This window comes from Pseudoduganella umbonata (assembly GCF_014192225.1).
Lineage (GTDB): Bacteria > Pseudomonadota > Gammaproteobacteria > Burkholderiales > Burkholderiaceae_D > Rugamonas > Rugamonas umbonata.
On record NZ_JACHXS010000002.1, the window covers coordinates 805,128 to 819,361 of the forward strand.

At 66.0% G+C, this 14,234-nt stretch carries 12 protein-coding genes; 6 read left to right on the plus strand and 6 right to left on the minus strand.

Annotation, left to right across the window (positions count from 1 at the left end; genetic code table 11):
* Nucleotides 1-14: 14 nt before the first annotated feature.
* The 5 genes from FHS02_RS08560 to FHS02_RS08580 form a co-directional block, all read right to left on the minus strand.
* Nucleotides 15-815: a 2OG-Fe dioxygenase family protein gene (locus tag FHS02_RS08560; RefSeq protein WP_137314463.1), complete on the minus strand. Its 801-nt coding sequence runs from the start codon at nt 813-815 to the stop codon at nt 15-17.
* A gap of 59 nt (nt 816-874) precedes the next feature.
* The gene (locus tag FHS02_RS08565) at nt 875-1,417 is read right to left on the minus strand and encodes a GyrI-like domain-containing protein (RefSeq protein WP_137314462.1); all 543 of its coding nucleotides are present in this window, start codon (nt 1,415-1,417) and stop codon (nt 875-877) included.
* A gap of 207 nt (nt 1,418-1,624) precedes the next feature.
* Nucleotides 1,625-2,116, minus strand: coding sequence for a DUF6702 family protein (locus tag FHS02_RS08570; RefSeq protein WP_137314461.1), 492 nt, complete (start codon nt 2,114-2,116; stop codon nt 1,625-1,627).
* Entirely contained in the window at nt 2,116-4,704 is a 2,589-nt protein-coding gene (locus FHS02_RS08575; protein WP_229422736.1) for a M1 family metallopeptidase, read from the minus strand. Before FHS02_RS08575 ends, FHS02_RS08570 begins: the two co-directional genes overlap by 1 nt.
* A gap of 343 nt (nt 4,705-5,047) precedes the next feature.
* Nucleotides 5,048-5,509: a MarR family winged helix-turn-helix transcriptional regulator gene (locus FHS02_RS08580; protein ID WP_137314460.1), complete on the minus strand. Its 462-nt coding sequence runs from the start codon at nt 5,507-5,509 to the stop codon at nt 5,048-5,050.
* Between the two features lie 131 nt (nt 5,510-5,640).
* Here FHS02_RS08580 and FHS02_RS08585 point away from each other — a divergent pair, with 131 nt between their 5' ends.
* The 5 genes from FHS02_RS08585 (at nt 5,641) to FHS02_RS08605 (ending at nt 12,552) form a co-directional block, all read left to right on the plus strand.
* Nucleotides 5,641-5,967, plus strand: coding sequence for a hypothetical protein (locus FHS02_RS08585; RefSeq protein WP_137314459.1), 327 nt, complete (start codon nt 5,641-5,643; stop codon nt 5,965-5,967).
* A gap of 236 nt (nt 5,968-6,203) precedes the next feature.
* On the plus strand, nt 6,204-8,462 hold the full coding sequence (locus FHS02_RS08590; protein WP_137314458.1) for a CHASE domain-containing protein: 2,259 nt from the start codon (nt 6,204-6,206) through the stop codon (nt 8,460-8,462).
* A gap of 120 nt (nt 8,463-8,582) precedes the next feature.
* Nucleotides 8,583-9,542: an IS1595 family transposase gene (locus tag FHS02_RS08595; protein WP_137314457.1), complete on the plus strand. Its 960-nt coding sequence runs from the start codon at nt 8,583-8,585 to the stop codon at nt 9,540-9,542.
* 398 nt (nt 9,543-9,940) lie between these two features.
* A complete protein-coding gene (locus FHS02_RS08600) occupies nt 9,941-10,753 on the plus strand; it encodes a formate/nitrite transporter family protein (protein WP_137314456.1) in 813 nt (270 codons plus the stop codon).
* A 56-nt stretch (nt 10,754-10,809) separates the two neighbouring features.
* Nucleotides 10,810-12,552, plus strand: coding sequence for a bifunctional protein-serine/threonine kinase/phosphatase (locus FHS02_RS08605; RefSeq protein ID WP_137314455.1), 1,743 nt, complete (start codon nt 10,810-10,812; stop codon nt 12,550-12,552).
* A 22-nt stretch (nt 12,553-12,574) separates the two neighbouring features.
* Here the strand turns inward: FHS02_RS08605 and FHS02_RS08610 are convergent, their stop codons facing one another.
* Nucleotides 12,575-12,793 carry a DUF7661 family protein gene (locus FHS02_RS08610; protein ID WP_137314454.1) on the minus strand — a complete coding sequence of 73 codons (219 nt, stop codon included), beginning with the start codon at nt 12,791-12,793 and terminating at the stop codon, nt 12,575-12,577.
* 148 nt (nt 12,794-12,941) lie between these two features.
* On the opposite strand from FHS02_RS08610, the gene FHS02_RS08615 reads away from it, so the two are divergent.
* Complete coding sequence (locus tag FHS02_RS08615; RefSeq protein WP_229422734.1) at nt 12,942-14,204, plus strand: sigma-70 family RNA polymerase sigma factor; 1,263 nt, start codon at nt 12,942-12,944, stop codon at nt 14,202-14,204.
* Nucleotides 14,205-14,234 lie beyond the last annotated feature (30 nt).

A 14,234-nucleotide genomic window follows, 5' to 3' on the forward strand; every position in this document is an offset into this window, starting at 1 on the left:
GCCCCTCCAGTGTGCTACCGACCGGCCGGGGATTGCCCGTCCTGCGTTGCTTCCTGCATCGCGTCCCCGGTCGCATCCCGTGCCCCCTGCTGGATTTCGCCCTGGAAGTTGCCGGCGCGGTACGTGATCACCAGCGTATCGCGGTGGCCGTGCGCGCCCAGCGGCTGGATCGGCGTCGATTCATGGATCACGGTCGCATCGTCGAGCAGCAGCATCGTCCATGGCTCGGTCATCGTGAAGCGCTTGCCGTTCGGTCCGTCCGCCTCGAAGATGCGCGTTTCGCCGCCCTTGATGCCATGCCGGCCAACGAGGATCACGGCCACGTAGTCGACGCCGTCGCGGTGCGCGCCTTCCGGCGTCGGCCGGCCGATGCCGTCGGCCGTGTCGATGCGGAACTGGTGCGCTTCCACGTACCAGGTGGGCTCGCCGCGCACGGCGCCGAACAGCCGGCCCAGCGCCGTCAGCAGCCCCTGCCAGCCCGGTGCCGCCACCGTTTCCGGCAGCACGGGTTCGAACATCCGGTGCATGCCGCCGTGCAGCGCGTTGTACTCCACGCTTTGCCAGTGCGCGCGGTGCGCGGTCTGCGCCAGTTCCTGATCGTGTTGCACGAAGCACGAATGCCGGCGGCGCCGGTAGCGGCCACCGTCCTTCAGGTAATTGTCGAGCTCCAGGCTGTCCCAGGCCGGCGCCAGCGCGTCGAGCTGCGCCAGCGGTGTGCCGGCGAGTGCCGCCACGTCGGCGGGCGGCAGCAGCGCCCAGCCTTGCGTGCGCAGCGCCTGCGTGACGTGATCGAGGGATGTGAACTCCGGCATCATGGCGGACCTTCGTTGAATTATAAGTATTGTCGTATTGTACGACTTCAACTGGTGTTGTGTCAGGGGAGCAATTCAGAAGGTACCGATCCGAAGGTACGGGAGCCGGAATGCCAGTCCGCCAGCTTGAACAGCAGCGTAGTCTGGAGCTTGGCCGGATCAGGCTCGATGGAGGGGTTATTGTCATGAACCTCCAGGCGGCAAGCGAATTTTTCTCCGTCCGGCGTCTCGTGACTGTCCCACCTCAAGCCCTTTTCCCTGGCCCAGCCGACCAGCATGGCAGTGACATCCATCAGGTCTGCGTAAGGTCCTGTGTAGGTGAGGCTGGCATAGCGGCCGGCGGGAAGTTCGCCTTCGATCAGCCGCCCCGATGGCGGTATGGCCGCGTCGCTGGTCATGCCGACCTCGATCTCGAGGCGGGGCATGTCGATCAGGTTGAATTTGATGAACTCCATGCCGTCCGGCGCTGCGCCGGCACGCGCGAATGCTGAAAAAAGTTCATCGAAAGCAGGATCCATCGCATCGTCGAATGGAATGGAAACGGGAAGGCGGACGGCGATGTAGCGTTGGGCGGTCCGGTGGATGATGCGAGGGATGGTGAGCATCGGGCAATCTCCAGTTGGCTATCCAGTTGTCTGTATAGACGGACAGCGGTGCCGGAAATCGACACGAGTGCCGGTTTTTTTGCCGGAGCGGAGGATGCCGGCAGCAGGGGGCCGCGGCCGCTGGATGCCCCTGGTGTCAGGCACTTTTTCCGGACGAATCACCCGGAAAAGGTGCCTGGCACCGGTTTGCACGCATGACGCTACAGCTCAAGGCAGCCGCTGCTCTTCCTTTGCAGCGGTAAATGTCAGCGTGGCGGCGGCCCGCCCGGCACTGCCGCCGACGTTGACGGTGTTGATCTGCGCGGGCAGGAAATCGGTCAGCACACCGTTTTTCAGCACCGCACCCGCCGGCACGGCGGTGTTGTCGACCTGCTGGTACACGGTGATCGTATCGGCGCTGGCCTTGATGCCCACCCATTGCAGCGGCACGCGCCGGCCCTTCACGGTCAGCACGAAGCGCCTGTCCAGGTAGCGCCGCAGCGCTTCCTGGTCTCCGTCGAGGCCCAGGTCGATCTGGCGGCCGTGCAGCCGGGTCAGCAGCGCTTCCACGTCGTGCGCGGTGTACGTGTGCACGATTTCCGTGTTGCCGGTGTCGGCGTTGTAGCCGATGTCCGCCAGGCCCATGTGGTAATTGTGGGCCGCGGCGGCGCCGGAGAGCAGTGCCGCCGCGAGGGCGGCCTTCCTGAGCCAGTGCAGCATTATTTTCGCGGCTCCGGCGCCTGGCCCTGCGGCTTAGTCTGCGGCTGAGTCTGCGGCTGATCTTGTGGCTCACCCTGCGGCTGGTTCTGGGACTGTTCCTGCGCGGCAGGACGCAGTTGCTGCGTTTCCGCCTGCTGCTTGGCCGCGGCGCCGTTGGCGGGAGTGCCGTTGGCGGGGGCAGCCGAGCCGGCAGGCTTCGCCTCGGCCTTCTCCTTCTCGTCACCCTTCAGCGGCGCGTTGAAATCCTTCATCATGTCGTTCGGCTTGCGCTCCATCTTGAACAGTTCCAGGCGCGAAGGCGTGGCCCTGCGCGGCCACGCATTGTTGCTGGTGTCGATGTCGGCGGTTTCCCAGTACGGGTCCTGTGCCAGCGCCGTTACCGGCTCGTCCGTCACCAGCAGCTTGGTGACCTTCTTCGGCGAGAAGCGCCACACTTCGGCCGGTACCCGTTCGATGTACTTCTTGCCCGACTTCAGCGTGACTTCCAGGATCAGCGGCATCACCAGGCCGCCCTTGTTGGTGAAGTCGACCAGGTAGATGTATTTGCCCTCCTTCAGCAGGTCCTTCTGCCATGGCTCCAGGCCTTCCAGCGCCTCGCGATACTTGTTGCGGTCGGCGTTGGTCACCGTGAACTGGTCGTGCTCGTTGTAGAAATCCTTCAGCTCCGGATGGCGGTCGATGCGGCGCTCCATGCCTTCGTTGCGCTGGTCCGTGATCGACACGGGTTCCTCGGCCTTGCGGGCGCGCGCCCACGCCTTCTCGATTTCCGGATCCTTCGTGCTGATATTGAACTCGGTGATGTTGTCCAGGCTGATGTCGACCGCATCCGTCGTGTAGAACCAGCCGCGCCAGAACCAGTCGAGGTCCGTGCCGGAGGCGTCTTCCATGGTGCGGAAGAAGTCGGCCGGGGTGGGGCGCTTGAACTTCCAGCGGCGCGCATATTCGCGGAACGCATGGTCGAACAGTTCGCGGCCCAGGATGGTTTCGCGCAGGATGTTCAGCGCGGTGGCCGGCTTGGCGTAGGCGTTGTTGCCGAACTGGAGCAGCGACTCCGAGTTCGTCATGATCGGTACCTGGTTAGCCGAGCGCATGTAGGCGGTGATGTCGCGCGGGTCGCCGCGGCCGATCGGGAAGTCCTTTTCCCACGCCTGCACCGCCAGGTATTCGACGAACGAGTTCAGGCCCTCGTCCATCCAGGTCCACTGGCGCTCGTCCGAATTGACGATCATCGGGAAGTAGTTGTGGCCCACTTCGTGGATGATCACCGCGATCAGGCCATACTTGGTGCGCTGCGAGTAAGTCAGTTCGCCGGTCTTCTTGTCCTTCGTCGGGCGCGGACCGTTGAACGAGATCATCGGGTATTCCATGCCGCCCACCGGGCCGTTCACCGAAATGGCGATCGGGTATGGATAGTCGAAGCTGTACTTGTTGTACTGCTCGATGGTGTGGATGATCGATGGCGTGGAATAGCGTTCCCACAGCGGGTTGCCTTCCTTCGGGTAGTACGACATGGCCAGCACGTTGGTGCCATCCTTCTTGTAGCCCTGCGCATCCCAGATGAACTTGCGCGACGAGGCAAACGCGAAATCGCGCACGTTCTTCGCCTTGAAGTGCCAGGTCTTGGTGGCTTTGCTGACCGCGCCGTTTCCACCTTTCTCCGCCGCTTCCGCTTCCGCCTGCGTGACGATCAGCACCGGCTTGCTCGCCGTGCGCGCCTTCGCCAGGCGGTCGCGCTGGGCCGCCGTCAGCACGTCGCCGGGATTCTGCAGTTCGCCGGTCGAGGCCACGATATGGTCGGCCGGCACCGTGATCTTCACGTCGTAGTCGCCGAATTCAAGCGTGAATTCGCCGGAGCCGAGGAATTGCTTGTGCTGCCAGCCCGCCACGTCGTAGTACGCCGCCATGCGCGGGAACCACTGGGCGATCTCGAACAGCGCGTTCTTGTCGTCTTCAAAATATTCGTAGCCGGAGCGGCCGCCGAGCACCTTCTGCTCGTTGATCTTGTACGACCAGTCGATGCCGAAGCTCACCTTGTCGCCCGGTTTCAGCGGCGACGGCAGGTCGATGCGCATCATGGTGCCGTTGACAACATACTTCAGCGGCGCGCCGCCGGCGGTGCGGATGTTCGACAGCTTGAAGCCGCCGTCGAATTCGCGGCCCGTCAGCACGCTGCGCAAGCCTTCGAACTTGGCGCCGCCTTCCTCGCCCTGCGGCTTCATCCACGCTTCGCGCGACGGCGCGGTCTGCACGCGGCGCGCATCCGAATCGGGCTTGTAGATGTTCTGGTCCAGCTGGAGCCACAGGTAAGTCAGCGTGTCCGGCGAATTATTGTGGTACGTGACCTGTTCCGTGCCCGAGATCGAGCGGTTGGCTTCGTCCAGCGTGGCGCGGATGGTGTAGTCGGCGCGTTGTTGCCAGTACTGGTGGCCGGGCGCGCCGGAAGCGGTGCGGTACGGCGTGGCGGTGGGCAGCAGCTCGTCGAGCTGGCGGAACTTGTCGTCGAACTTGCCGGCAGGCGGCTCGGCGGCGATGACGGAGGCAGCCAGGCTGGCGGCGATGACAGTAGTGACGATACGCAGGCGCTTCATTGATACCCCAGGGCAGTGAGGGTGCCGCGCCGTGCCGGGTCTGGCCGGGCGATACTCCTTCGTGTTTTTGTGGAAACAGCCGAGGTATTCTAAGCGCGCTCGTCAGTTCATGCAGGCGGCCTGTTTGTAACAAACATGAAACATTGCGGAAGAAGAGATGCCGCGCGGGACAGGGGGCGGACGTCCGTGCCGGACAGTGTGCGCGGGAAGCGGCGCCACTGCCGGGCTGGCGCCGGACGTCCGCTGTCCGGCCGGGTATCAGGGGCAGGGCGGGGAACGCAGGGCCGGGCCGGCAGCGGATCGCGAGAAAGCCGCCGCGGTGTCGTTTTGCCGCGACGTCTGCTCAGCTCGCGTCGGCCAGGCTGGAGCGCAACGAATCGAGCCGTGCCTTCAAATCCTTTACCTGGTCCAGGTTGCACTGGCTGGCCGCCAGCACGCAGGCGGGAATTTCCTTTGCCCCTTCGCGCAGCGTATCGCCCTTCGGCGTCAGCGCGATGATGACCTGGCGTTCGTCGTTCGCGCAGCGCGTGCGCGTGATCAGTTCGGCCAGTTCCATGCGCTTCAGCAGCGGAGTCAGCGTGGCCGAGTCGAGGAACAGCTTGTCGCCGAGCTCGCTCACGGTCTGCTCGTTCCGTTCCCACAGCACCATCATGACCAGGTACTGCGAGTACGTAAGGTCGAGCTTGCGCAGCAATTTTCGGTAAACCTTGTTCATCGCCAGCGAAGTGGAGTACAGCGCAAAGCACAGCTGGTCGTCCAGTTGCGGAACGTGCGGCGGGAATGGCGGGGGAGTCGGCGTTTTCATGTCGCCAGTATAGATAGTGTGCGATCTAATTGCAACCTACTTTTGAGCGGACGAATGTGCTTGCAAGCGGGCGCCGATTTGGCTATGGTGTTCAGGCCCGTCTTTCCCCCTGGCGGGCCAGGAGGCTCACAATGAATCGTGCAAGCAACCATGCAGAATTGCGAGGAAACTCGCACCAGGCGCAGCCGTCCGACCAACGGCACGACGCGGCCCATTTGTACCTCGTTCAACTCGACCCGCAGACCGTGGTCGATGGGGTGCGTTACGACGACACCTATCTCGCGGACGAAATCCGTACCTGCGGCACCATGCGTGAAACCTGCCCCGTATGTGCCGAAGGCCATCTGCAGCTGGTATTGCGGCAGAAGAGCGTGCGGGTTCCGCACCTGTTCTGCCTGGAATGCACACGCTGCTTTGGCGCCTTTCTCGCAGATGGCACTCCCGCACTGATCGAGTAAGCACACTGATCGAGTAAGCCATTATGCAGGTGTAATACCCCAGGGGTAATACCGCAGCAGTACTACCTCCGGGGTAACAGCTCAAGGCGCTTTGTATTTCCTGCTTTCAGGCAGAGCGCCGTTTCCCCGCTGCTTCCCGCCGCCGGATACAGCCCCGCTGTTCCGGCGCGCACCTGTTCGCGTGCAACCCCCATGCTATAGTCACTTGCAGCATATAAGCACAAGCAGGGGAAGCAATGCGTGCACAAGGTTACCTTGCCTTCGCCGTCGGGATCTGCCTGACCGCGTGGGCATGCCTGTTCGCGATGGAAACGCAGGACCGGCAGATCGCCGACCGCTTCAGCCATGACACGGACAAGGTGGCGCGCGATACCGAGGCGCGCCTGAAGACCTATTTCGACACGCTGCTGGCGATCCGCGGCACGTTCGCCGTGCACGGGCCGGTCAGCCGCGGCGACTTCCACCGCTACGTCAACGAACTGCACCTGGCCGACCGCTATCCGGGCTTCCAGGCGATCCAGTGGGTCCTGCGCGTGCCGGACGATGAACTGGCCCGGCACCTGGCCGCCGTGCGCGCCGATACCGACGTCGAGCCGGCCGGCTATCCAGCCTACCGCGTGCATCCCACCATCGTGCGCGGCGACCATTTCCCGGTCGTCTATACCGAGCCGATGGCCGGTAACGAAAACGCGTTCGGGCTGGACCTGGCCGCACTGCCGGCCCACCTGCGCGCGCTGGAACTGGGCCGCGATACCGGCGAAGTGGTGGCCACCGAACGCATCACGCTGGTGCAGGATGCCAGTGGCCAGCCCGGCTTCATCGCCCGCCTGCCGGTCTACCGCAAGAATGCGCCGCTGGGCACGGTGGAGCAGCGCCGCGCGGCACTGGTGGGCTTCGTGGCGATCGTGTTCCGTGTCAACGACCTGATGCGCGAAGTGCTCGACCCGCAGATCCTGGGCCACCTTCACGTGGTCATCCATGATACCGGCTACATGCTGGACGCCACCCCGCCCGCGCCGGGGATCGACGGCCTGCTGTTCGACAGCGCCGGCAAGCTGGGCGGCCGGCGTGCGGCGCGTGCCGTCGTGCCGGGGCTGGTGTCGAAGGCGGTGCTGAACGTGGGCCAGCGCCGCTGGCTGGTCCAGGTGGCGGGCTACGACGGCGTGCGCTACGGGCGCGACCGCGGCACGATCTGGCTGATCGGCGGCTGCGGTTTCCTCATCAGCGCGCTGATCGGCGTGCTGCTGGTCACGCTGCAGCGCCGCCGCGCACTGGCGCAAACGCTGCGCGCCGCGCTGCAGGAGCAGGGCGCGCTGCAGGACAGCGCGGTGGTCGGCATCGGCCTGTTCTCGGATGGCCGCGTGGTGCGCTGCAACCGCGGCCTGGAAGAAATGCTGGGTTATCCGCAGGGCGCACTGGCGGGGCTTTCGACGGCGCGGCTGATACAGGAAGCGCCGGAAGCCCCGGACCCGTTCGTGTGCGGCCCGGCCGGCCAGCGGATGCACCGCGAGCTGGAGCTGACCCGGCGCGATGGCGGCACCATGTGGTGCATCGTCAACGGGCGTATGCTGGACCGGCAGGCGCCCGACAAGGGCTGCGTCTGGGTGCTGTGCGATATCAGCGACCGCCGCCGTACCGAGGCCGCGCTGGCGCAGCAGAAGGAGCAGGTCGAACAGGCGCACCGCGAGCTGTCCGACGTGCTGGACCGGCTGCGGCAGGCGCAGGATACGCTCGTCACATCCGAGAAGATGGCATCGCTGGGGGCGCTGGTGGCCGGCATCGCGCACGAGCTGAACACGCCCATCGGCAACAGCCTGCTGACGGCCACCGCGCTGGGCGACATGGTGACGGACTTCCAGCGCCAGCTCGATGGGCCGGGCATCCGGCGCTCGGCGCTGGAAGCGCACCTGGACGATGCGAAGACCGCCTGCGACATCATCGCCGGCTCGCTCGGCAAGGCGGCCGACCTGATCACGTCGTTCAAGCAGGTGGCGGTGGACCAGGCATCCGACCAGCGGCGCCGCTTCGACCTGGCCGGCGTGGTCCGCGATACGCTGGCGACCTTCGCGGCCCAGCTGCGGCGCGCCGGCTGCGCGACCCGGGTGGAGGTGCCGGACAACCTCGACTTCGACTCCTACCCCGGCGGCGTCAGCCAGGTGCTCAGCAACCTGATCAACAACGCCCTGCTGCACGCCTTCGATGGCCGCCCGCAAGGCCTGGTCACCATCGCCGCCCGGCCGCTGGCCGACGGCATGGCCGAGCTGCGTTTCAGCGACGACGGCGTGGGCATGAGCGGCCGCACGCTGCACCAGATCTACGATCCGTTCTTCACCACCAAGATGGGGCAGGGCGGGTCCGGGCTGGGCATGAACATCGTCTACAACATCGTCACCGGCGTCCTGAAAGGCAGCATTCGCGTGGAGTCGATGCCGGGCAGCGGCACGACCGTCGTCATCACGCTGCCGCGCACGGTGCCGAGCGCCGCCGCTGCCTGAGTTCGCCGTTACGGGTGCGCCCCACAGGGAAAGGCGCTGTTCGCTTTAACTGAGGGAACTTCGCCCCGGAACCACTGTCTGATCTCCTGTTGAGATACTTCATGTATATCAGGAGGCCGTATGGGTGCAGCAGAGCTCGGCGCCGTCATCGCGGCGCTCGCGAAACTCCAGCTTTCCGAGGATGAGATCGCCTTGCTGCAAGGCGCGCTCGCCACTTTCATGCAACCGGGCCAGTGCCTGCGCCTGATCGAGGAAGGCGCCGGCAGACCTGCATGTCCGGTGTGCGGCAATCCACGGTGCCACCGCTGCGGCCATGCCAATGGTTTGCAACGTTATCGCTGCGTGGTGTGCCGGCGCAGCTTCAACGCCCTGACCGGCACGCCGCTGGCGCGCCTGCGGCTGCGCGACAAATGGCTGCCGTACCTGCAATGCCTGATCGACTCGACCACCGTGCGCGCCGCGGCGGAACGGGTCGCGGTCGCCAGGTCCACCAGCTTCCGGTGGCGCCACCGCTTCATTGCCGGCGTGCGCCGGGAACCGCGGCCACAGTTATCGGGCGTCGTCGAAGCAGATGAAACCTATCATCTCGAATCGCAAAAGGGCTCGCGCCACATGGGCCGCCCACCCCGCCAGCGCGGCGGTAAAGCCAGCCGGCGCGGCATCAGCAAGCAGTTCGACTGCATCCTTGTCGCCCGCGACCGCAATCGGCAAACCTGCGACTTCGTCACCGGCCGCGGCCCGGTCAGTGCCAGCCAGCTGGCGCAGCACCTGCGACCGGTGCTGGCGCCGGACGTGTTACTCGTCACCGATTCCGCCAGGTCATACCAGGCCTTCGCGCAGCGAGCAGGGATCACGCACGAAACCGTGAATGTGAAGGCGGGCATCCGGGCGCGCGGCGCGATCCATATCCAGAACGTGAACGGATGGCACAGTCGCTTCAAGACCTGGCTGCGGCGCTTCAATGGTGTCGCGAGCCGCTACCTGGCCAACTACACAGGCTGGCAACGCGTGCTTGATGCGGCGGTATTAACAACGCCGAGGCAGTGGCTCGGCGTTGCCGTGGAAAAATTCAGCGGATGAGTCCGGCACTTCGAGACAACAGAACGGGTAAAAAGTTCCGTACCGACAGGAAATGTCGAGCCAACGCGAACAGCGCCCAGGGAAAATGCTCCCGGATGGGGCAGGGCGTTGTGCTGGGAAAATAGTGCTGCACGGCTACGCATAGGCGAAACAACTCTATTCGACAGTACGCTCCGCAATCGCACAGCGCGGTCCCGGCTGGTGCGTGGCTGCACCATCGCATGGCGTGGTGTGCCAAGGCCGTGCACCGCAGGCATGAACGCCAGCCCTGTCGAGCTCGGACGCTTGCAGGCCCCACAGTAGGCACCGCAGTAGCCCCCGCGGGCAGGCCCACTTCTTGCTCTCCTTCAAATAAAGAGCGCTCAGCTCACTGACCAAAACCAAACAAGGGGAAAAACATGGCGTACCTGGTACCGACCGAATTCGTGACCAAGATGGTGGATGCGGGCGAATCGAAAATCTACATGGCCACGCGCGACGCGCTGATCCGCGCCTACATGGCCGGCGCGATCCTGGCCCTGGCGGCCGTGTTCGCCGTCAGCTGCACGGTCGCCACCGGCATTCCGCTGGTGGGCGCCATGCTGTTCCCCGTCGGCTTCTGCATGCTGTACCTGATGGGCTTCGACCTGCTGACCGGCGTGTTCGTGCTGACGCCGCTGGCCTGGATCGACCGCCGTCCCGGCGTGACGATTCCGCGCATCCTGAAGCACTGGGGCGTGGTCTTCCTCGGCAACTTCCTCGGCGCCCTCACGGTGGCCGTGCTGATGGCCTACATGTTCACGTACGGCTTCAACACCGATGGCGGCAAGATCGCCCAGACCGTCGCCCACATCGGCGAAAACCGCACCACCGGCTATGCCCAGTACGGCGCGGCCGGCATGCTGACCCTGTTCATCCGCGGCATGCTGTGCAACTGGATGGTGTCGATGGGCGTGGTCGGCGCGATGGTATCGACCACCGTGGGCGGCAAGGTGCTGGCGATGTGGATGCCGATCATGCTGTTCTTCTTCATGGCGTTCGAGCACTCGGTGGTGAACATGTTCCTGTTCCCGTTCGGGATGATGATGGGCGGTAACTTCACCGTCATGGATTACCTGATCTGGAACGAGATCCCGACCGTGCTGGGCAACCTGGTGGGCGGCCTGGCCTTCACCGGCCTCACGCTGTACTCCACGCACGTGAAGACCGGCGCCAAGCGCAAGTTCAACTGATCGCGGTTCAACCGATCAGGTCCATGCCGGCCCGCGCGGCCGGCGTTCTCCCCACCATGACCGCCCGACTGACGCTGTCCATCGGCCAGCACACGGACGCCGGCCGCAAGGCCGTCAACCAGGACTTCCACGGCAGCTGTGTGCCGCGCGAACCGCAACTGTCGGTCAAGGGCGCGGCGCTGGCGGTGGCCGACGGCATCGGCAGCAGCGACGTCAGCCACATCGCCAGCGAAACCGCGGTGTCCGCCTTCCTCGAGGATTATTACTGCACCTCCGATGCGTGGTCGGTGAAGACCTCGGTGGAGCGCGTGCTGGCGGCCACCAATTCCTGGCTGTATGCGCAGACCCAGCAGGGCCAGGGCCGCTACGACAAGGACCGCGGCTACGTGTGCACGCTGTCGGCGATGGTCATCAAGTCGAACACGGCGCACCTGTTCCATGTGGGCGACACGCGCATCAGCCGCGTGCACGCGGGGGCGGATTCCTGCGCGCTCGAACCGCTGACGACCGACCACCGCGTGTGGGTGTCGCCCGGGCAGAGCTACCTCGCACGCGCGCTGGGCGTCGACGTGCACCTCGAGATCGACTACCGCACGGTCACCGTGCAGCCGGGCGACCTGTTCCTGCTGGCCAGCGATGGCGTCCATGAATACGTGAGCGCGGCCGACGTCGGCGAGGCGCTGTCCGCCGGCGGCGACCTGAACGAGGCGGCCCGGCTGCTGGTGGCGCGCGCGCTGGCCAACGGCAGCGACGACAATCTCACCGTGCAGCTGGTGCGCGTGGAAACGCTGCAGGCGCACGATGCCGGCGAACTGCTGCAGCAGATGGCCGAACTGCCGTTCCCGCCGCAATTCGAACCGCGCAGCGAATTCGACGGCTACCGCATCATGCGCGCGCTGCACGGCAGCAGCCGCAGCCACATCTACCTGGCGCTCGACGTGGCCAGCGGCGCATCCGTGGCGATCAAGGCACCCTCGATCGACCTGCGCGACGACCCGGCCTACCTGGAGCGCTTCCTGATGGAGGAATGGATCGCGCGGCGCATCGTCAGCCCGCACGTGATCGAGCCGGTCGTGCACGAGGGCCGGCGCAGCTACGTCTACCTGGTGACCGAGTACATCGAAGGCGTCACGCTGGCCCAATGGCTGCGCGACCGCGGCAAGCCGGACCTGGATGCCGTGCGCGGCATCGTTGCCCAGGTGGCGAAGGGCCTGCGTGCCTTCCACCGGCTGGAGATGCTGCACCAGGATATCCGCCCTGAAAACGTGATGATCGACCGCACCGGCACGGCGAAGATCATCGACTTCGGCTCGGCCAGCGTGGCCGGGGTGCGGGAGATGGCGCCGGCGCCGTCGGGCGAGCAATTCACGCTGGCCGGCGCGGCGCTGTTCGCCGCTCCCGAATACTTCCTCGGCGAGGCGGGCACGGTGCGCTCGGACGTGTTTTCGCTGGGCGTGCTGACGTACCACATGCTGACCGGGCAGCTGCCGTACGGCGTGCGGGTCCCGCAGGCACAGAGCCGCGCCGCGCAGCGCAAGCTGGTGTATGCGCCGGCGCGCGAGCATGACCCGTCGATCCCCGCCTGGGTCGACGCCGCCATCGAGAAGGCCGTGCACCCCGATCCGTCGAAGCGCTACGAAGACGTCGACGAATTCGTGTTCGACCTGCACCAGCCGAACCGCGCCTTCCTGGCACGCACCAGCCCGCCGCTGATCGAGCGCAGCCCGGTAGCGTTCTGGAAAGGGGTGTCGTTCGTGCTGCTGGTGGCGCTGGTCATCGACCTGGCGCTGCGCCGCTGACCGGCCGCCGGCATCGCCCGGCTCAGCCCAGCCTTTCCACGAAGTCGTAGCGCGGTGTGGCATCCTCGTGGAACAGGTCGCCGAGGTAGTCGGCCAGCCCGTCATCGGCGATATCGCCTGGAATGACGAAATCGGCCGGCCGCCGCTTGCCTTCCGGCCCCAGGTAGAACACCTGCCGCGCGCCCGCCCGGCCGGTCACGGCGACCAGTTTGCCGAACACCCTGAAGCGAAACTCCTGCATTGCGACCTCCATCGACACCCCGCCGACTTCCCGCCCGAGGCTGCTGGTTTGACATCGATATGTGATAATGAGAATAATTCTCATTCCGAAGGCGTCGTTACGCCATCGCTGTAGATATAACTATAAGCCCAGGTACAAGGTCCAAGCCATGATTGCCCGCTATTACCAGGAACTGTTGAGTTATTTCACCCGCATGGTCCAGGACCGGGACAGCGCGGCCGATATCGTCCAGGAGGCCTACGCCCGCGTACTGGCGCAGCGCGGCGAAATCGTCCAGCCGCGCGCGCTGCTTTACCACACGGCGCGCAACCTGGTCATCGACCGCCACCGGCGCAGCGTGACGCGGGGCGAGACGGAAGCGATGGCCGCTGCGGGCGACGACGCGGGCGACGACATGGCCAACCTGCCCGCGCCGGCCGTGTACGAGCCCGAAGCCGCGCTGGCGTCGGCCCAGGCGGTCAGCGCCATGCTGCAGGCGATCGAGGACTTGCCGTCGCGCTGCCGGGAAGCCTTCATCCTGCACCGCTTCGATGGCCTGCCGCATGCCGAGGTGGCCGAGCGCATGGGCATCTCGCGCAAGATGGTGGAGCAGCACATCGCGCTGGCCATGGCCGCGTGCCGGCGCTGCAAGGCCGGGCTCGATGCCCCCGGCAGCGTGCCGGCACGGGACGCCGTGCGGCGGCGGCGCGCGATCGTGGCCAGCCTGGCGCTGGTGTTGCCGGGCGGGGTGGCGGGAGCACTGTGGTGGCGCCCGGTAGCCACTTCCGTGCATGCCACCGCGCGCGGCGAACGGATCGATACGATGCTGGCGGACGGCAGCCGCCTGCAACTCGCACCGGACAGCCGCGCGGCGGTCGGCATCTACCGCAACCGCCGCGAGATCGAACTGGCGCGCGGCCAGGCAAGATTCGAGATCAGCCGTGATGCCGGGCGGCCGCTCACTGTGCTGGCCGGGGCGTTGCGCATCACGGTCGTCGGTACCCGTTTCAGCGTGCACCACGCAGCCGGGCCGCACGGCGGCGTGCGCGTCGCCGTGGAGGAAGGGCGGGTCCGGGTGGCGCGCGGCGGCTGGTTCGCGGACAGCGGGAGCGTCGAGCTGGTTGCCGGCCAGGCCGTCGCCGGCGATGCCAATGGAACACTCGGCACCGTGGGTGCCGTGCTTGCCGCCGATCTGTCGCCGTGGCACGCGCGGCGCATGAGTTTCGACAACGCCACGCTGGGCCGGGTGCTGGCCGCTTTCGAACGCTATGGCGACAGCGGCCTGCGCGTGCGCGACCCGGCCGTGGCCGCGCTGCGCCTGACGGGCACCTTCGACCTGCTGCGGCCGGACAGGTTCGCACAGCTGCTGCCCCATGCGCTGCCGGTACGCCTGTCGAGTGCCGGCGGGCTGACCGAAATCCGCGCCAGGTGAAATTTTTTTCGAATGACACCTCGGGTATTG